This window comes from Alphaproteobacteria bacterium 33-17 (assembly GCA_001897445.1).
Lineage (GTDB): Bacteria > Pseudomonadota > Alphaproteobacteria > Rickettsiales > 33-17 > 33-17.
The window spans coordinates 24,665-45,075 of record MKSX01000028.1 but is presented as its reverse complement, the minus strand read 5'-3'; the positions used below and the strand labels follow the sequence as shown (position 1 = coordinate 45,075).

The following is a 20,411-nucleotide window of genomic DNA, read 5'->3' as shown; positions in this document are numbered from 1 at the left end:
GTGACCAATAGTTCCTATATTAGCGTGAGGCTTCGACCTCTCAAATTTTGCCTTTCCCATAATAATTCCCTTGAGTTTTGCGTTAAAAAAGTTTAAAAACCAGTCTTAAACTACAGAAATCTGTAAAAATGTCAATTTATTTCTTTATTAATAAGGAATTTTCATCTTTTTGAAAGTTTATCCGAATAGTTTTATCTTAATAACATATTCAAATAAAGCTTTTTTCGTTTGTTTTCAGTGTTATTGTTATTTATCTATAATTATTTTCCTGTCTTCTTTTATAAATGGATGACCTTGTTTTTTTGCTAAGTCATTGTAATGATTTACAAATATAGGATTCAGCCTATGCTGCATTAGATCTTCATATATACTATTATAACCTGTTGCCTTCTCTCTAAAACTGGCTTGTTCTTGGCAATCTTTAGTCATATACCTTACGACATCTAAGTAGCTGATTTTGGGACCCAAATCCTTATCATCTTTAAATTGCCTTAAAATGCGATACATCCCTATTTTTATACAATCACTTGCCAAAACATCATCTTTTCTGTTGTGAGTTCCAATAAAATATTTAGGCTCGGTAACTATCATTTCCATTATGTTTGCTACCGAATTAAAGACTCTTGAAAATGCAGATCTTAAGTTTGATGATTTTGTCATACCAGCCTCCTTTGTTAATTCTAAGGCTAAACAAAAAATCCTGCAAAATCAATAAGATATAGTTAAAAAATTTTAAATTATGGTACATGAATAACGAGCGAAGCTGAGTCAAACCTAGGTGAGCGAGGAAATGGCGCATACCAAATTTATAAAGGATTAACTATATAAAAAAAGGGCGCCTATATTTCTATAGACGCCTTTTTAATATTCATCTTAAAATTAAGATGCTTTTGAAATCACTTCGTCAGCAACATGTTGCGGAACTTGTGAATAATGAGAGAAGATCATTGAGTATTGCGCACGACCCTGTGACATTGATCTAAGTTGGTTTACATAACCGAACATCGATGCAAGTGGCACCATAGCATTAATTACTTGCGCGTTAGCTCTGTGTTCCATACCAGAAACCTGACCTCTTCTTGAGTTTAAGTCACCGATGATGTCACCCATATACTCGTCTGGTGTAATTACCTCAACTTTCATAATAGGCTCAAGTAATTTAGCACCCGCTTTTGGCATAGCTTCTTTGAAAGCAGCTTTTGCAGCAATTTCGAATGCAAGTACGCTTGAGTCAACGTCGTGGTAAGCACCGTCAAGTAATGTAACTTTAAAGTCAATTACTGGGAATCCAGCAAGAGCGCCCGATTCTTTAGAAGCTTCCAAGCCTTTTACAACACCTGGAATATATTCTTTTGGTACAGAACCACCAACGATTTTAGATTCAAATACGAATCCTTGACCTGGCTCAAGTGGCTCGAACATTAATTTAATTTTCGCAAACTGACCAGCACCACCAGATTGTTTCTTGTGTGTGTAATCAAGCTCTGCGCTTCTTGTAATTGTTTCTCTATAAGCTACTTGTGGAGCACCAACGTTAGCCTCTACTTTGAATTCACGACGCATACGGTCAATGATAATTTCAAGGTGAAGTTCGCCCATACCTTTAAGTACTGTTTGACCTGTTTCTTCATCAGTCATAACTTGAAGAGAAGGATCTTCAGATACGAGCCTTGAAAGAGCCATACCCATTTTTTCCTGGTCAGCTGTTGTTTTTGGTTCAACCGCAACTTCGATTACCGGAGCTGGGAATTCCATTCTTTCAAGAATTACAGGATTATCTGGGTCGCAGAGTGTATCACCTGTTGTTGTATTTTTAAGACCTGCAAGCGCAACGATGTCACCAGCTCTAGCTGATTTGATATCTTCACGGTTGTTCGCATGCATAAGTAACATACGGCCGATTCTTTCTTTATTATCTTTAACAGAGTTAATTACTGTTGTACCTGAGTTTAATGTACCAGAATAAATTCTTACGAAAGTAATAGAACCTACGAATGGATCGTTGATTACTTTGAACGCAAGAGCTGAAAATGGCTCTTTTGGATCAGATTTACGGAGTAATTCCTCTTCTGTTCTTGGGTGAATACCATGTACCGCAGGAACATCAAGCGGGCTTGGTAAATAGTCAACAACTGCATCAAGAAGCGGCTGAACACCTTTGTTTTTGAACGCACTACCTAAGAATACTGGTACGAATGTACTTGTGAGTACACCTTTACGCACACATCTTTTAATATCTTCTACAGCAATTTCTTCACCGCCTAAGTATTTTTCCATAAGACTGTCGTCCATTTCTACTGCCATTTCAACAAGTGCAGCATGGTATTCTTTAGCTTTTTCTACTAAGTCAGCAGGAATTTCACCAATGTCGAATTGAGCGCCTAGGCTATCATCACGCCATGTGATTCCTTTCATTTCTACTAAGTCTACAACACCTACGAATGTATCTTCGATACCGATTGGAAGCTGCATAACCATAGGACGCGCACCTAAACGGTCTTTAATCATATCAACGCAACGGAAGAAGTTAGCACCAACACGATCCATTTTGTTAGCAAAACAAATTCTTGGAACACCATATTTATCAGCCTGACGCCATACTGTTTCTGATTGCGGCTCTACACCAGCAACACCGTCAAACACTGTGATAGCACCATCAAGTACTCTCATAGAACGCTCTACTTCAATGGTAAAGTCTACGTGACCCGGTGTATCAATAATGTTAATTCTGTTTTCATTCCAGAATGTTGTTGTAGCAGCAGAAGTAATTGTAATACCTCTCTCTTGCTCCTGCACCATGTAATCCATTGTTGCAGCACCTTCGTGTACTTCACCAATTTTGTGTGACTTACCTGTATAATAAAGGATACGCTCTGTTGTTGTTGTTTTACCAGCATCGATGTGCGCACAGATACCAATATTTCTATATCTCTCTAAAGGATAATCTTTTGACATGTTTGTTTTGACCTCTAAATTATGCTTGCCGTAAATTTTACAGATTTTTTAAATAAAATCTACAAAATTTAAATAAGTAGTTTTCACAACTCTACATGAGTATGAATTTTTATAAAAATTTACCAATTCAATTACTGCTTTGGTAAAAAATATTGCCATTGAATTTGAGGTTCGAATGGCAACTTAATATCAAAAAGCACCAGTTTAAATTGGTGCTTTTCAATGTATTATTCTTAGTTTGATACCCAAGCAAAGTGAGCAAAAGCTTTGTTAGCTTCAGCCATTTTATGCGTATCTTCACGCTTCTTAACAGAAGAACCTCTGTCATTGAAAGCATCCATGAATTCACCCGCAAGTCTTTTCATCATTGACTGCTCTGAACGCTTTGAAGCATATTCAATAAGCCATTTAATAGCTTTTGCAATACTTCTAGCTTCTCTTACTGGTGTTGGTACTTGATATGTAGCACCACCAACCCTTCTCGATCTAACTTCAATTGCAGGTCTAACTTTTGCTAAAATTGCAAGGAACATTTCTACTTTCTTTTCATCGCTATCAATTTTAAGCTTTTGCGCTGCCAAATCAATTGCACCATAGAAAATTCTTTCAGCTACAGACTTTTTACCACCTTTCATGAGACAGTTGATAAATTTCTGCATAATTACGTTATGATACTTTGTATCTGGGAATATTACGCGCTTATTTGCACTATGACGTCTTGCCATCTTCTACCTATTATATTAAAATTACTTCGGTTTTTTAGCACCATATTTCGAACGTGCCTGCTTACGGTTTTTAACACCCTGAGTATCTAATGCACCCCTAATAATGTGGTATTTAACACCCGGAAGATCTTTTACCCTACCGCCTCTCATAAGAACCATAGAGTGTTCTTGTAAGTTATGGCCTTCACCTGGGATATAAGCAATTACTTCCATTGAATTTGAAAGTCTAAGTCTTGCTACTTTACGTAACGCTGAGTTTGGTTTTTTTGGTGTTGTTGTATATACACGAACGCAAACCCCTCTTACCTGCGGACAATTTTTCATTGCAGGAGCTTTAGATTTGATCACTTTTTTAACTCTAGGCTTTCTTACAAGCTGGTTAATTGTTGACATTGATTCCTCATTTTAAAAATAATAAAAATTATATATTTTACTAAGCTCAGAATATTATTAAAACCTAAAGACTTAGTCAAGCTTTATTTATTAGCGATATTCTCAGAATTTTCTAAAATCACCGACTAATAATATATACGGCAATAACCTTTCATTAAGTAAAATTAATATAATTTTCAGTAATTTAACTAACAAAACCAGCCAAAGAGCCACCTCTTTTCCTGGTATATTTTAACTATCTTATGTATTAAATTAATTAGGTAATGTCAATTTTTTTATAAATATATATAATTTTATTTTAATATTTTATCTAAAAGCTTGTATAAGACCCACCTAATTTTTTAATATCATCAAAAAATCCTGGATAACTCGTTGATATCATATCATAGGTTTTAATTCTGACCTTATCTTTTGATATCATACTTAAAATACCAAAGCTCATTGCCAGCCTGTGATCGTATTCAGAATCAATTAAAACCCCACCTTTTGGGCTACCGCCTGTTATTTCAAGGTTATCACCTATTATTTCAGCATCTATTCCCATTTTATTTAAGTTATTACATATTGCCATAAGCCTATCAGTCTCTTTATTACGCAAACCTAATAAACCTTTAAACACAGACTTACCTTTACTACATGCGGCTGCAACACTCAGTATTGGATATTCGTCAATTAAGTCAGCAAAATCAGAAGCTTCAGTTTGAAAGGCTTTTAAAACCGAGTGTTTAATAACTATATCCACAGTTTTTTCGTATATAACATTTGATTCGTTTATTATTGTTATATTTCCGCCCATTTTCTGTAAAATTTCTATCGCTTTAAAACGCCTTGGGTTATAACAAATGTTTCTGATGGTAATTTCCGAATCAGGTATAATTAAAGCGGCAACTATCAAAAACAGACTTGAAGATACATCACCTGGCACTTCTATGTCCTTTGCATCAAACTGACAATCACCTTCTATTATGATTTTGGAATCTTCTGTTTTTATAGGATAATCAAGGTATTTCAGCAGATTTTCTGTATGATCGCGCGTAGGAATAGCCTCATAATATACTGAAGTTCCAGGCGCATTAATACTTACTAAGATAAAAGCAGATTTTAGCTGAGCTGATGGCGATAGCGGTTCATATTCACTATTTAAAATATTGTTATTTCCTTTCATTAAAAGAGGAGCTTTATAATCATCATGCTCAAAAACCACCCCTAAGTTTTCCAGCATTTTAATCACGTGCTGGTTACTTCTCGATGAAAGACTTTGATCACCATAGAAAAAACTTTTGAAAGAAAATGGCGCAAGAAGCCCCATTAATAACCGTAAAGAAGTACCTGAATTCCCTACGTTAATAGCATTCTTAGGCTTATTCAAACCTTTAATCCCCACTCCATCAACATAGTACTCGCTATGTAATTTATAAACTTTCACACCTAAATTAGCCAGAGCCTTTAATGTTGAGAATATATCTTTAGATTCCAGTAAATTGGTAATTTTTGTAGTGCCATTTGCTATAGAAGCGAGTACCAAAGCTCTATGGGAAATTGATTTATCAGGACTTGCGCTTACCTCACCCTGTAGAGGTAAAAATTGCCAAAATGATATTATGTTAAGTTTGTTATTTTTTTCCATAAGATATATGCATTAATAATTTGTAGTGACTTTTTTCCTATAAAAAAAGCACCATTTTTTTCAAAATGATGCTTTTTTCTTTATTAATCAAGTAAGTTTTAGTCTATAATTTTTTTCCAAAGACCTCTGAGTAAAGAAGGACTATCATCTTTTTTACCTTCAGCACCTACCAACTCAGGCTCCTTACCTGAATTTTGCATGCCTCCACCTTCTTTATTATTCCTTCTTTTAAATTTACGACGATTATTACGCCTGTTAGGCTTTCTGTAACCACCAGCTTTTGTTGTTTTTACTTCATCTTCAATCATTTCTACATTTGAGGTAGAAGTAATCGGTTCTATTAAAGAAATTGGCTCATGCTCAACTTTTGCAGCTGCTGGCTCTTCTTGCGACTGATTATTTTGGTTTTTATCTTTATAATTATTACGCCATTTTTTCTGACGCTTGTTTTTATTATAATTAGATTCGCCATCACTGTTTGCATATGCATCAATTTCTCTTGGAGAATCATAATATAAATAAGGCGATCTTCTTACTTTATCGATTGAATACTGATCAGATTGCATCAGATAATCAATCTGAAACATAATTTTTGTTCTAAATCTGTTACTGATTCTGTCAATATCAACTCTATAGTTATTTAACAGGTAAACGATATTATCAGGAGATGCATATACATTAACTTCGTCGTAATCACCACGGCTTAATTCTGTTTCTACGGCTCTCATAATGTTAATTGCCATAGTTTCGATAGCTCTTACCCTACCTTTGCCACTACAATGGCTACAAACAACAGTGTTTGACTCCTGGAAGCTTGGTTTAAGCCTTTGTCTTGAAATCTCTAACAAACCTAGCGGACTAATACGACTTAAATGGATTTTTGCTTTATCACTTTGCAAAGCACCTCTTAGTGCATTTTCTACTGACGCCCTGTTCTTTGGCTCAAGCATATCAATAAAGTCAACAACTACTAAGCCAGATAAATCTCTAACTTTCATTTGCTTAGCAATTTCTACTGCCGCTTCCATATTGGTTTTAAGAGCTGTTTCTTCTACGTTTTTCTCAGAAGTTGCCTTACCAGAGTTCACATCGATTGCAACTAATGCTTCTGTATGGTTAATTACCAGATAACCACCAGATTTCAATGTAACTGTAGCATCATGCATATTTGCGATTTGATCTTCAACATCAAACCTTACAAATAAAGGCACCTTACCTTTGTAGTGCTTAATTTTCTCAGCATGATCAGGCATGAATATAGACATAAAGTCTCTAGCCGCCTTGTAAGATGATTCACCTTGAATAATGATTTCGCCAATAGTAGAATCATAGTTATCACGTATGCAGCGCTTGATAACATCGCCTTCTGCATGAAGGAATATTGGAACAGTTGAAGCATTATCAATAGCTTCTTTAATATTATTCCATAAGTTTACTAAATAGTTGAAATCCCTTTTAATTTCAGCGTTAGATCTATCAGCCCCAGCTGTTCTTATGATAACACCTGCACCGTTTGGAAGACCAAGATTTTCAATTAAATCTCTAATTCTTCTTCTATCATCGATATTAGAAATTCTGCGAGAAATTCCGCCACTTCTCATGCTATTTGGCATTAAAACCGCGTATCTTCCTGCTAAAGACAGGTAAGTTGTAATGGATGCCCCCTTATTACCACGCTCTTCTTTCATTACCTGAACCACAATAATTTGGTTCTTTCTGATAACATCCTGAATTTTATATTTCTTTAAAGCCAAACTTTCTGCGTCTTCTGAAACAGGTTCAATTTCTTCACCAAATTCATCAAACTCGAGTATATTAGCATTTTCAGCTGATGATTCCTGAGAGTTAGCGTCGATTACATCAAAAATTTCTGGAGCAGGCTGATCAACAATTTGATTATGCTCTCTGATTTCTGGAATAGTTTCCGGTGGAGTTTCATCTTCTGGAACAAGTGGCTGGATATTAAATGTCTTATTTTCCAGCATTTTCCTTAGATTAAAGTCATCTGCAACATCCTGCATTGTACCATCTTCATTAAGCGGTATATAATAATCAGGATGGATTTCAGAAAACGGTAAAAAGCCATGTCTGCCATCAATGTACTCAACAAAAGCAGCCTGTAGTGATGGCTCAACTCTTGTAATTTTTGCTAAATAAAGGTTGCCCTTTAGCTGTTTTTTTGCGATCGTATCATAGTCATATTCTTCAACCTGATTGTTGTCGCAGTTTACTACACGAACTTCCTCCGGATAGACACCATCTATCAGTATTCTTTTTGTCATTACTTATTTTCTCCAAAAATTTATAAGAAACAGCAATATAGCTGTTGAAATTTTGCATTTTAATTTTGGAAAGAGATACAAATTGCTTAGACTTATTTCGATATGAATGTGTGTTAGCAAGGATACGTGAAGCCCTTTGCTTTATGAGTCTAGCTATATTTTGTAAAAAAAAGTGCATCCCCTTCACTCAATAATGTTATATATTACAGTAATTTATTTATAAACCACTGTCTACACCAAATGTGTTGTATTATTACCTCTAACGTTTTACTAAGTTTAGAGAAATAACTCAACTGTTATTGCAAGTTTTTCTATTAAAATATATTGTGACATTAAAAGGCAATAATTTTTTTCAAAATATTTGGTTAATGTACACAAAAGCATTAATATTTTTAATACTCATTTTTACTTGGGCAAGCAACTGCTTTGCTACAAACGATATCGTATTGCTTAGATGGTCTGATGATAAATCTAGAACACGGATTGTTTTAGAAACTTTTTTAAAGCCTACTTATTCAATTAACGAATTAGATGATAATCTGGACATTTTTATACAAAACGGCAAAATAAAAAAATTTGATATCAGCAAAAATCTTAACAAACACCCAAACTTAATTAAAAACGCTATAATTTCAAATCAAACGGGCGGAACTCTTTTTAGCTTAAGGCTTAGAAAAAATGCAATTATTAAACATTTTGTTATAGACAATGATGATCATCCTTATTATCGCATAGTAATTGATGCTATTTACAGCTCATTTCCTAATCAAAAAATTCCACCAAAACCTTTACACGTTGATATTTATAGAGATAAACCATCTGCAAAGCCCTCCGCATCTGTTAAAGTTGCAGAACCTAAAGAAATTGACGTTAAAGTTACTAAAAAACGTCATGTACCAATTATCGTAATTGATCCTGGTCATGGCGGTAAAGATGTTGGCGCTACCAGTAGCAGCGGCGTTCATGAAAAAAATGTTACATTAAAATATGCCTTAGCTTTAAAAAGAGCATTAGATAGTAAAAAGAAGTTTAAAATATATATAACACGAAGCAGAGATGAATTTATTCCACTTTCTCAAAGACTTAGCAAAACGGCAAATCTTAAAGCAGACTTATTCATTTCAATTCATGCTGATTCTCACTATGATAAAAAATTACGTGGTTTATCAGTTTACACGCTCTCAGAAAAAGCATCAGATGCAGAAGCCGCGAATTTAGCTGACCATGAAAATAAGGTAGATATTCTGTCTGATATTGATATTGATGCTCGACATAAAGAAGTATCTGAAGTGATACTAGACATGATCTACCATAAAAAACAAAACTATGCTAAAATGTTTGCTGAGTTTTTAATAAAGCAATTATCTAAACAGGTTAAGATGCTAAACCATTCACATAGATATGCGAATTTTAAAGTTCTTAGAAGTAAACACGTGCCATCTATACTAATTGAATTAGGGTACTTATCTAATTTAGATGATGAAAAATTACTTACTAATGACAATTACAAACAAAAAATCATTGCCTCAATAGTGCAGGCTATCGATCATTTTTTCAATAATTACAGCAAGTTATAAGTTATGTTACGCAGAATCTTTTCTATACTTTTTATGACATTCATTTTACTAGGTTTACTCGGAGCATCAGGCCTTGTATATTTAATTAACTATTATAAAAATGATCTACCTGATTATAAACAGCTTGAAGAATACAACCCGCCAGCTACAACTCGCGTTTATAGCGTTGACGGTAGATTAATAGCTGAATTCTCAAATGAAAATAGAATCTTTGTGCCTTTTGAAATGATGCCTAAAACATTAATTCATGCATTTATTGCAGCAGAAGATCAGAATTTTTACTCACATCCTGGCATTGACCTCACCAGCGTACTTAGGGCAATTGTACAAAACGTATTGAACATAGGAACCAGAAAATCACTTGTTGGCGGATCGACTATTACCCAGCAGGTTGTAAAAAACTTTTTACTAACCAGCGAAAGGTCTTTAGCACGTAAAATTAAAGAAGCCATTCTTGCATATCGTATATCACAAGTATATTCCAAAGACCGTATTATCGAATTATATTTAAACCAAATTTACTTAGGTAATGGTGCATATGGCGTTGCTGCTGCTGCACTCAGTTATTTTAATAAATCTTTAGATCAGCTTACTCCTGCTGAATGTGCATTTTTAGCAGGACTACCTAAAGCACCAAGCACATATCACCCAAAATCTAATTACTCCAGAGCAAAAGCCAGAAGAGATTATGTAATAGATAGGATGTATGAAGATGGTTATTTAACCGAAGCTGCTGCTAAAATTGCTTTAAATAGCAAAATTGTAACTGCTAACAAATCAGATATTAAATTATTCCGCACCGATTATTTTACAGAAGAGTTACGCAGACAACTCTTTGAAATATATGGAGAAAAGACTGTAATGGAAGGTGGTTTAAGTGTTTATACCACTGTAATCCCTGAAATGCAGGTAGAGGCTGAAAAAGCCTTAAAAACCGCTTTAATTAATTATGACCAGAAACGTGGATATCGCGGGGCAGTTACAAAAATTGATTTATCCACTTGGAAAGTTGCCAAAGAAAAGATTAAAAAACCAGCAGGTAGCGGGAACTGGCAATTAGCAGTAGTTCAAAGCGTAGAAACTACTAAAGTAAATCTTATTACAAACGCAATGACCAAAACTAGCGTTCCTATAACTGATCTTGTATGGCTTAAACGCGAAGTTACCAATCTTAAGGAACATTTCAAAACTGGTGATGTTGTATTAGTTGAGAAAACTCCAGAAAAATACTTAATCCGTCAAATACCTGAAATAAGTGGCGGTATGATTGCCTTAAACCCTGATAATGGAAAAATATTAGCTATGGTTGGCGGATATGACTTTGCTATATCTCAGTTTAACAGAGCAACTCAGGCTAAAAGACAGCCAGGTTCTACCTTCAAACCTTTTGTTTATCTTGCTGCACTTGAAAACGGAATATTACCAACAAAGATTTTTGAAGATGGACCTATTGAAATATCCCAAGGCCCAGGACTTCCAATGTGGAAACCTAAAAACTTTGGAAATAACTTTATGGGACCTATAACAATGAGGGAAGCCCTTGAAAAATCAAGAAATACTGTAACTCCAAGAATTGCTCAAATGATAGGCATGGCAAAAGTTGCTGAAATTGCCACACGATTTGGCATATATAATAACCCTCCTAAAAACTTTGCAACAGTACTTGGAGCGAGTGAAACTACTTTGCTGCAAATGACACTAGCTTTTGGTATGATTGAAAATTTAGGCACAAAAATTAATCCTAATGTTATTGATTATATTCAAGATATTAATGGTAAGACCATATATAAAAACCCTGATATAGAATGTAGAGGCTGCATGCCTGGTAATGTCACAAACGATAACATAGATAAAGAACCGACTATAGAATACACAACGCCTAAAGTAACAGATGAAAGGTCTGCCTATCAAATTTTATCTATTTTAAATGGCGTGATACAGCGTGGTACAGGACAGCAGGCAAAATCTTTAGGTATGACATTATTTGGCAAAACTGGCACTACAAACGATAGTAAGGATGTATGGTTTATTGGTGGAAATACTGACTTAGTGGTTGGTACTTATATTGGATATGACCAACCTAGAACATTAGGACAAAGGGTAACAGGTGCTACGCTTGCACTTCCAGCTTTTATTGACTTTATGAAACGTACAAAAGATTGGTATAATGATCATGACTTTACAGAACCGGAAGGAATTAGTTTTATAAATATTGATTATAAGACCGGAAAAAGTACCCAAGAAGAAGCAGATGGAAAAAGAATTATTAAGGAAGCTTTTAAAGCAGGTAATGAACCTGAAGAAACTTATGATGAATCATTGCCTACTTCTGATAATTCTGCTAATAACTTAGAAGATTTTGATGACGATGGGGTCTATTAAAATAATAGAGGATTATCAAATTGATAGAAAATATTGAAGAAATTAGGGCTAATATCGAAAATGTAATAGATCTGCTCGGGAGGGCGCTTTGAAAAGCAAAACGCCTTTAATAGACTCAAAGAGCTTGAAGAAAGCTCGCTAAGTTCTAACTTTTGGGATGATCAAAAAAATGCCCAAAAAGTAATGAAAGAAAAATCATTAGTAGAAGCCAAGGTAAATAATTACAATAAATCTAAGCAAGAAGCATCTGATTTATATGAACTTTTTGAACTTGCAAAACTTGAGCAGGATGAAAGCGCTAAGGAAGATATAGCAACATCAATGCTTAGCCTTGCTGCGAAACTCAAAAAAGATGAGATTGAATGTTTATTTTCAGGGGAAGTTGATAGCAACGACTGTTTTATTGATATAAATGCAGGAGCTGGCGGAACTGAAAGCCATGACTGGGCGCTAATGCTTATGAGAATGTACTTAAGATGGGCGGAAAAACGCGGCTTTAAAACTGAAGTTGTAGATGAGCTGGACGGCGAAGAAGCAGGTATAAAGTCTGCAACTATTAAAGTTTCCGGGATGTTTGCATATGGCTGGTGCAAAAGCGAAAGTGGAGTTCATAGACTTGTTAGAATCTCTCCATTTAATGCAGCAGGTAAACGACAAACCAGCTTTGCAAGTATTTGGGTATATCCTTTAATTACAGACGCAGTAGAAGTTGAAATTAATGAAAAAGATCTAAGAATCGACACTTACAGGGCATCAGGTGCAGGTGGGCAGCATATTAATAAAACAGACAGTGCCGTTAGAATTACCCACCTACCTACTAATATAGTAGTGCAGTGTCAAAGCGACAGATCTCAGCATAAAAATAAAGCAGCTTGCATGGATATGTTAAAATCAAGGCTTTATGAGCTTGAACTTAAAAAGCGAGAAGAGACTATAAACTCCTTAAGTGCTACTAAAACTGATAATTCCTGGGGTCATCAAATAAGATCTTACGTACTTCAGCCCTATCAAATGGTAAAAGACCTACGTACTGATTATGAAACTAGCGATACTTCAGGTGTTCTAGATGGCGATATAGATAATTTTATGTCGAGTTATTTAAAATCCTTAGTAACAAACTAAAAAAAAAGGGGGCGATAAACGCCCCTCTTTTTTTGTAAAACCTACTATTAACCAATAAGTTTGAGTAAGCTTTGTGGTAATTGGTTAGCTTGAGCAAGAACCGAAATACTCGCTTGAAGTCTAACTTGTGAGCTTGCAAAGTTTGTAGACTCAGAAGCAACATCTGTATCAAGGAAGATACCACGTGCAAAGTCTTGGTTTTGAATACTACTTTGAATGTTAGAAGCAGCATAAGCAAACCTTGATTGTAAAGCACCAATGGTAGCTCTGAGTGATGTTACAGTACTGATAGCTTTATCAAGTACGTCACCAGCAATGTTAGCATTAGCAAGTGTATCGATAGAAATATCTACAACGTTACCATCAGCATTACGATAAATGTTGTTTGTTGCAGAGCTTTCCATTTGTACAAGTACTGTATCTGTAGATTTTGTACCTACCTGGAATGATAAGCTTGTTCCACCTTCACCTACACCAAACGCTTCTTCAAAAGCTTTTTGTAAACCTTCTGCTTCAGCTTTGTTTGTAATATCAATTTGTACAGCACCGTTTGTGAACTGAAGTACTTTTTGTGGATCAGTTGTGCTTACAAAACCAATGTTAGCAGCAGCCGCTATTGAACTACCCAATGCAGTTGTAACACCAAAGTTGTTATAACCACTTCTGAATGTTTCACCATTAATTGTGAACTCAATTAATGCTTCTGTACCACCAGAAACTGGAGCTTCAACTTTAACTTTCTCAACTTTTAAATTTTCAAAAGAACTGTTAATTAATCTGAAGGATGTACCAGATAAGTTACCGCTTTGTGTTGTACCACCTGTAGGGAATACAGAACCTGCAGCAACATAGCTTGATACTGTACGTTTTTGGAAGAAATTTAACCCTTCAAACGCTTTATCAATACGAGCTGCGAAATCATCAGATTCTTTTTGGTTTGTTACAGCTGTTTGACCAGATGTAGCTGAATCATTTACCTGAAGGTCAAAGAATCCGCCACCATCTTCAATTGAAGACAACCTTACAATAGTATCAGCTGCAGGAGTTGTTTCTACGTTTTTAGCTTGGTAAGTATAGTTACCAACTTTAATTGATAAATCAACACGGTCAGGTGAAGAGTAAACAGCCTTAAAGCCTGAAACTTTACCAACAAAAGCTGAGTTATTTGAAACACCAGAAGTGTTCACACCAGTTGCGTTACCAGCACCAGCAGCAGCTGCTACAACGTCAATAGCGGTTAAGATTGAGTCAGAAACTGTTCCTCTAGCAAATGTAGAAGCTGTAGAGTCATAAGCACTTGTACCACCAGTTGCGAACTTACCAGCATTTAGGTCACCTGTAACACCAGCCACACCACCTGCAGTATTTAAGTCATATACTGTAGCTACGTTAAGAGCTGTTGTACCGTTTAATGTTAAGTCAGTTGCAGCAGCAAATGTCACACTACCTGTAATATTGATTTCTCTACCACCACCACTGTTAAACTCTGTACCAGAAGATTTAGAAGTAATAGTTACTTGACCTAATGTGTCATTAAGTTCAAACTTGAGAGCTGACAAGTTAGCTTTATCATCTGCACGAGCAGGATCAAGAGAGTTTATAACGTTTTGAATAGCATTATAAAGTGCAGTAGCTTTACCAGCAATAGTTGTCTGTGTAGCATCTGCTTGTCTTGGGTCAGAAGATGGTGTTGTATCAAATGTAATTACAGTTCCATTGATTGTTAGTGTTGCACCATCGGCAATTGCGACACCTGCGGTACCAAATGTAAGTACACCTTGTACTGAAGTTGCGTTAGCTTTAGCATCTGTTTTGATTTCAGCAGGAGCAAAAATACTACCATCTAATAATTTAATACCGTTAAAGTTGGTAGATCCAGCAATCCTGTTGATCTCATCTTTAAGATTCTTAAACTCGAGATTTAAGTAACCACGTGTTGTAGCATCAAGAGTACCTGAAGTAGCTTGTGTTGCAAGAGCTTTCTGACGAGATAAAATCTCACCAATATTCTTTAAAGCACCGTCTGCCACCCCTAAGAGTGAGCTAGCCTGAGCAGTGTTTGTAAGAGCTGCGTTAAGTGTGATTACGTTACCTTGAAGTGATGTACCGATAGCGAGACCTGCCGCATCGTCTCTTGCTTCAATAATTCTTTCACCAGAAGCAAGCCTTTTTGATGAAGAAGCTGTCTCACTGTTAGCTTTTTTGAGACTTGCTTGTACACCAATCGCTGTTGTATTAGAAATTATACCAACCATAATTGTATTCTCCTACATGGAATAGTTAAATTATTTGACTATATGTCATATTATTAAGATTAACTTTTTTGACTCAAAAGTGTCAAGAAAATTAATATTTTAATTAATCATACCATGATCAAGAATTTAATAAAAGTAAAAATTTTAACTATTTTAAAAAATTATTTATTTGACGATGATTTTACAAAATGTTATATTTATTAATATATTAACTTTTATGAAACGAATGGTAGCTCATATGAAAAGTTCAGTAACACGTGCAACACTTGCAAGAAAAGTAGGGAAGAAAGCTGGTATCCCTGAGAGTGAAGCAGGTATTATTATAAATACATTAGTAAACTCATTATGTAAAAGTATTACTACAGGTGAAAAGGTCAATATTATGCATTTTGGATCTTTCCAACAAAAAAGTAAGAAACCAAGGATTGGAAGAAATCCAAAAACTTTGAAAAATTATGAAATTTCTGCTAGAACAGTTATTAAGTATGTTGTATCCAAAGATCTTAAGCAAAAAATCAATGGTGAGAGTGCTAAAAACGATAAAAATGAAAGCAATTAATAGCTTTTTATAAAATATTTGTAAGATGGTTTTGAAAAGTGTCAGACAATAAAACATATAAAACAATTGGTGAAGTTTCAGATATATTAAATATACCTGAATATGTTTTGCGTTTTTGGGAGACTAAATTCCCTCAGATATCTCCTGAAAAAATTAATGGACGCCGCTACTACACTGAAAGCCATATTGATAATATTCGGAAAATTAAATCATATTTATACGATAAAGGCATGACCATTAAGGGCGCTTTAAATGCATTATCTAACAATAACATTGAGCTAGACTCAAGTAAAACATCTTTTTCTAATGATAATATAGTTAGTTCACTGGAAGAAATTAAAAACAACCTAGAACTAGCTTTAGGGAAAATTATTAAAGCAGATTTATAAATAGACCATATAATATGGTCTATTTAGGTCTTAAATTTATTTCATCTAAATTAGCTTGCTCTAATCTTTCAATTTTTGCCATTTTCTCTGCTATCTGTTTTTCTTCTATAATCTCATATTTTTTCTTACTTTCAAAAAGCAGCCTTAAAATCTCTTGCTCTCTTGCCAAGCTTTCCTCTATTTTCACAATCTCATTTTTCAGCATTTCCTGGCGTTCTATATTAGTAGCCATGTAGGAAGTTGCAATATCAGCAAAACCATAAATAGTGACTGCCATCTCTTCTTCCATTTGAGTTTTTAAATGATTTAATGCTGCGTTCAAGCGTTCTAGATGAAGATTTATCTTACCGATAATTTCAATTTGCTTATCGATATCATTTTTATGAAGTCTTATAAGGGTTTTAAGGCTTTTAGGCATTTAATAGAATTAATAAGCAATTGTTTTACTTATAAATTCTATTAATATTATACTTGCGCTGCAAGTTTTTTTGCTTCTTTGGCTTTTTTAAATTCTTCCATAAGGATTACAGCATTACCTGCAATAATAAATACTGCACCTACTAAAACAAATTCTGTAGGAATTTCATTATTAAAAAGATAATCCATAACTATTATCCAGCAAAAATAAGTATAATCATATGGCGCAAGGCTTAGACCTTTTGTTAATTTAATTGCAATTGCAAAACCATATTGCGATAAAGCTGCCATTGCTCCAATAGCAATTAGAAGTAGCCAATCATCATAATCTAATGGCTTCCAGCTTTCACTAATAAATGGCAATGAAATTAATATAAGAAAGATATTAGGATAAATTATTATACCTAAAGAATTATCATGAAATGATAGTTTTCGTATTATAATTTTATTTACTGAAGCAAAAAAAGCCCCAACCAATGTCACTAAAGCACCTAGCCTAAATATTTCAAATCCTGGTCTATATGCAATAACCACACCTATTGCCCCTAAAACTATAGCAATAATATGATATCTTTGGAGCTTTTCGTTTAAGAAAACTACTGATAATATTACAAAAAATATAGCAGATGTGTAACTAAGCGCTGAGGCTTCTGCAAGCGGTATAAGTTTAAAAGCCCACATAAATGCATAAGTACGCCCGCAACCAATTACAGCATTTATTAAATGCGCCCACGGGCGGTTGGTTTTAAGAGGAGCCAAGCTTCTATAAAATAGTAATAAAGCTATAATTAATGGTATTAATCTGGAAACTGCTCTTAAAAAAGTAACCTGCTCCACTGAGTAATTTTTATTTAATAACATTTTTACAAGAGCGTCTGAGTATGCATATAGAAAGAGCGAAAAAAGTACAACACTTATCCCCTTGATAGCATTGTACTTTTTTGCTTGACTTTGCATAAAACCTCTATGAAGCTAAAGCTTCTATTTTTTTCTTTGCTTCTTTGGCTTTTTTAAATTCTTCCATAAGGATTACAGCATTACCTGCAATAATAAATACTGCACCTACTAAAACAAATTCTGTAGGGGTTACATCTGTAAATAAGTATTCCATCAGAATAATCCAGCAGAAGTATGTATAGTCATATGGTGCAAGAGTTAAACCTTTTGTAAGCCTTAAAGCAATGGCAAAGCTATACTGTGCTAAGGCCGCCATAGCACCGATTGCAAGGAATACTAACCAGTCTTCCATTTCTACCGGCTTCCAGTTTTCACCAAGGAAAGGAAGAGTAATAAGAAGTAAGAATAGGTTAGGATAAATTACGATACCAAGAGAATTATCCTGGAAAGATAGTTTTCTAATAATAATCTTATTTACCGCCGCAAAAAATGCGCCAACAAGCGTAACAATCGCACCAAGTCTAAATATTTCAAGACCTGGTCTATATGCGATAACCACACCTATAGCACCTAAAACTATAGCAATAATATGATATCTTTGTAACTTTTCATTTAGGAAAACTACTGATAATATTACAAAAAATATAGCAGATGTGTAACTAAGCGCTGATGCTTCTGCAAGCGGTATAAGTTTAAAAGCCCACATAAATGCATAGGTACGAGCGCAACCAATAACCGCATTGCTTAAATGCGCCCATGGACGATTAGTCTTGAGCGGAGCCCAGCTTCTGTAAAATAAGGCAACAGCCCCAAAAAGCGGAATAAGCCTTGTGAATGCTCTTAAAAAAGTTGTTTGTTCAACGGAATAGTTTTTATTCAGCAATACTTTAATTAAAGCATCTGAATACGCATATAAAAATAAAGAAAAGAGTACTAAAGCAATACCCTTTAAAGTATTTAATTTATTTTTTTGTAAATTTACGGTCATTTATAATAAAAATTAGAAGGTGGTGGCTGGACCAGGAATCGAACCAGGGACACAAGGATTTTCAGTCCTTTGCTCTACCAACTGAGCTATCCAGCCTTAACTTTATCTATTTCTTTTGACCAAACATAGCGTCAAAGCCGCCAAATTTGCCCATGAATTTAGTAACTTGTTCTGATTTTGTATTAAGATCAGATACAACTGCTGTTTTCTTCCACGCTGGGTGATCATGAATTGATCTCTCACAATGGAACTCATCGCCTTTATATGTTGAAATTGTTTCAAGAATTTCGCCATTAGGCATGATAAATTTTACTACTTTACTTTTTGGATGAATATCTTTTTGCATGATTATTCTTCATTTCAATATATTAAATTATGCTTGTTATATACAATGGGTTTTTAATTGATGCAACCTTTTTTTCATTTATTTTGCGTATTTTTTCAATAAAACATCTCGAGCCTGATTAATTTTCTGAGCAAAATACTCCGAACCACCCTCTTTATCTGGGTGAAACCTTGCCATCATTTTTTTATAAGCCTTATTTATTTCTTCTTTTGATTCTCCACCTTTTAAGCCTAATATCTTGTATGCTTCCTCTTGTTCTAAGGTATCGCCATTAGCTGCAGAAGACGTATTGTTATAATATTGTTGATATCTTGCTCCTGAGCCAAATTCAACGCCGCTAAATCCCTTAAAGAATTGATTTATATCGATATTTCGAGGAAGTAGCGATGTTGCTACAAAAAATAAAGCTCCTAAAATTATTAACGTGGTAATACCAAATTTTATAAGCAATATCGCTAAAATCAGCATTCCAAAGGTTTTTATTATACTCTGCAACTTTCTAATATTCAAACCACCCATGAGCATTTTATATCCAAAAAATGCCATCACTCCAGCTATTAATAAGGTCATTTAAACCTCCTCTATCTCCATTTCATAACTACTAGCAAATAGATTAGAGGTTTTTAACGATTCATCAATCTTTTTTAGACCTAAAGCCTTTAAAAATAATTTTAGCTCCTGTCTGGCACTAATATGTGATAGTGTAAGAGGTATATTTTGCGCAGCTAAATCAAGCAGCGTAATACCCTGCAGAAATAATTCTCTAAAAATTACCCTTTCTGAAAAGCCAGGAGCATGTCTAAAACCGATTCTTGATGAAAGTTTGTTTAACACCTCTGTCATATTTCTTTTATTTTTAGCATCGATATTACTTAGGCGATTACGTAATAAAATCCAGTCAATGGACTCCTGATTTTTTGCCGCTCTTTTCATTTTTTGCTCCCAAACCATTTGGCTATAATGCGCTGGTTTTTCGATTGCAAAAGTATCAGGATTTACTTTAGCTAAAACGTCTAGATCTACAAAACTATCATTCATAGGAGTGATAATAATATCAGCATGAGCATGAGATAAATTTGATAAAAATGTGTTATTGCCAGGCGTGTCGATTACTATAAAATCCATTTCGGTGGCGTGATTTATTGCGTCATTAAAACGCTCCTCTTCCTCTTTGGATTTTTCATTTAAATCAGTAGAATTTGACTCAGGTATTACAAAATGCAGAGGCATTAATAGTACTCCGCCTGCTTTCTTTTCATTTGTATTAGTGCGGTTCTCCACATAACGGGTAAGGCTTTTCTGGCGAGAGTCTACATCAATTGTTGCCACTTTAAACCCTAGTGTAAGTAATGATGTAGCAAGGTGCATTGTTGTTGTAGTTTTACCTGCCCCGCCTTTCTCGTTACCAATTACAATAATAACAGTTTTTTTGTTATCCAGCGGATTAATGCCATTTAATTTCATAAACTCGGTATTCCTCTTACATTGTCTTTATTA

17 protein-coding genes, 1 tRNA gene and 1 pseudogene are annotated in these 20,411 nt (G+C 34.6%); 5 read left to right on the top strand and 14 right to left on the bottom strand.

Annotation, left to right across the window (positions count from 1 at the left end; all coding sequences use genetic code 11):
- Positions 1-246 precede the first annotated feature (246 nt).
- From BGO27_00440 to BGO27_00415, 6 genes are all read right to left on the bottom strand, one after another.
- Positions 247-597, bottom strand: coding sequence for a hypothetical protein (locus BGO27_00440; GenBank protein ID OJV12040.1), 351 nt, complete (start codon positions 595-597; stop codon positions 247-249).
- 282 nt (positions 598-879) lie between these two features.
- Positions 880-2,955 carry a translation elongation factor G gene (locus tag BGO27_00435; GenBank protein ID OJV12039.1) on the bottom strand — a complete coding sequence of 692 codons (2,076 nt, stop codon included), beginning with the start codon at positions 2,953-2,955 and terminating at the stop codon, positions 880-882.
- Positions 2,956-3,188: 233 nt separating this feature from the next.
- The gene (locus BGO27_00430) at positions 3,189-3,680 is read right to left on the bottom strand and encodes a 30S ribosomal protein S7 (protein ID OJV12038.1); all 492 of its coding nucleotides are present in this window, start codon (positions 3,678-3,680) and stop codon (positions 3,189-3,191) included.
- A 21-nt stretch (positions 3,681-3,701) separates the two neighbouring features.
- The gene (locus BGO27_00425; GenBank protein ID OJV12037.1) at positions 3,702-4,073 is read right to left on the bottom strand and encodes a 30S ribosomal protein S12; all 372 of its coding nucleotides are present in this window, start codon (positions 4,071-4,073) and stop codon (positions 3,702-3,704) included.
- Between the two features lie 310 nt (positions 4,074-4,383).
- Positions 4,384-5,700: a 3-phosphoshikimate 1-carboxyvinyltransferase gene (locus tag BGO27_00420; GenBank protein ID OJV12036.1), complete on the bottom strand. Its 1,317-nt coding sequence runs from the start codon at positions 5,698-5,700 to the stop codon at positions 4,384-4,386.
- Between the two features lie 98 nt (positions 5,701-5,798).
- Positions 5,799-7,982 (bottom strand): hypothetical protein, encoded by a 2,184-nt coding sequence (locus BGO27_00415; GenBank protein ID OJV12035.1) that lies wholly within the window; start codon positions 7,980-7,982, stop codon positions 5,799-5,801.
- A gap of 368 nt (positions 7,983-8,350) precedes the next feature.
- Here BGO27_00415 and BGO27_00410 point away from each other — a divergent pair, with 368 nt between their 5' ends.
- The 3 genes from BGO27_00410 to BGO27_00400 all read left to right on the top strand — a co-directional run bounded on the left by BGO27_00410 (position 8,351) and on the right by BGO27_00400 (position 13,063).
- Positions 8,351-9,559 carry a hypothetical protein gene (locus tag BGO27_00410; GenBank protein OJV12034.1) on the top strand — a complete coding sequence of 403 codons (1,209 nt, stop codon included), beginning with the start codon at positions 8,351-8,353 and terminating at the stop codon, positions 9,557-9,559.
- 3 nt (positions 9,560-9,562) lie between these two features.
- The gene (locus BGO27_00405; GenBank protein OJV12033.1) at positions 9,563-11,941 is read left to right on the top strand and encodes a hypothetical protein; all 2,379 of its coding nucleotides are present in this window, start codon (positions 9,563-9,565) and stop codon (positions 11,939-11,941) included.
- A 183-nt stretch (positions 11,942-12,124) separates the two neighbouring features.
- Complete coding sequence (locus BGO27_00400; GenBank protein ID OJV12032.1) at positions 12,125-13,063, top strand: peptide chain release factor 2; 939 nt, start codon at positions 12,125-12,127, stop codon at positions 13,061-13,063.
- 47 nt (positions 13,064-13,110) lie between these two features.
- Here BGO27_00400 and BGO27_00395 read toward each other — a convergent pair whose 3' ends face one another.
- Positions 13,111-15,318, bottom strand: a complete 2,208-nt coding sequence (locus BGO27_00395) for a hypothetical protein (GenBank protein OJV12031.1) — start codon at positions 15,316-15,318, stop codon at positions 13,111-13,113.
- A gap of 238 nt (positions 15,319-15,556) precedes the next feature.
- On the opposite strand from BGO27_00395, the gene BGO27_00390 reads away from it, so the two are divergent.
- Both BGO27_00390 and BGO27_00385 read left to right on the top strand, forming a co-directional pair.
- Positions 15,557-15,877, top strand: coding sequence for a hypothetical protein (locus BGO27_00390; GenBank protein OJV12030.1), 321 nt, complete (start codon positions 15,557-15,559; stop codon positions 15,875-15,877).
- A gap of 38 nt (positions 15,878-15,915) precedes the next feature.
- Positions 15,916-16,266, top strand: a complete 351-nt coding sequence (locus BGO27_00385) for a hypothetical protein (protein ID OJV12029.1) — start codon at positions 15,916-15,918, stop codon at positions 16,264-16,266.
- 19 nt (positions 16,267-16,285) lie between these two features.
- On the opposite strand, the gene BGO27_00380 is transcribed toward BGO27_00385, so the two are convergent.
- The 7 genes and pseudogenes from BGO27_00380 to BGO27_00350 all read right to left on the bottom strand — a co-directional run bounded on the left by BGO27_00380 (position 16,286) and on the right by BGO27_00350 (position 20,363).
- Positions 16,286-16,684: a hypothetical protein gene (locus tag BGO27_00380; GenBank protein OJV12028.1), complete on the bottom strand. Its 399-nt coding sequence runs from the start codon at positions 16,682-16,684 to the stop codon at positions 16,286-16,288.
- 47 nt (positions 16,685-16,731) lie between these two features.
- On the bottom strand, positions 16,732-17,640 hold the full coding sequence (locus BGO27_00375; GenBank protein OJV12027.1) for a hypothetical protein: 909 nt from the start codon (positions 17,638-17,640) through the stop codon (positions 16,732-16,734).
- Positions 17,641-17,647: 7 nt separating this feature from the next.
- Positions 17,648-18,568: a hypothetical protein gene (locus BGO27_00370; GenBank protein OJV12026.1), complete on the bottom strand. Its 921-nt coding sequence runs from the start codon at positions 18,566-18,568 to the stop codon at positions 17,648-17,650.
- A 20-nt stretch (positions 18,569-18,588) separates the two neighbouring features.
- Positions 18,589-18,664: transfer RNA gene (locus BGO27_00365), tRNA-Phe, on the bottom strand.
- Between the two features lie 10 nt (positions 18,665-18,674).
- Positions 18,675-18,914 (bottom strand): 50S ribosomal protein L31, encoded by a 240-nt coding sequence (locus tag BGO27_00360; protein OJV12025.1) that lies wholly within the window; start codon positions 18,912-18,914, stop codon positions 18,675-18,677.
- Positions 18,915-18,992: 78 nt separating this feature from the next.
- Positions 18,993-19,202: pseudogene (locus BGO27_00355) on the bottom strand (hypothetical protein).
- A gap of 282 nt (positions 19,203-19,484) precedes the next feature.
- Positions 19,485-20,363, bottom strand: a complete 879-nt coding sequence (locus BGO27_00350) for a hypothetical protein (GenBank protein ID OJV12042.1) — start codon at positions 20,361-20,363, stop codon at positions 19,485-19,487.
- Positions 20,364-20,411 lie beyond the last annotated feature (48 nt).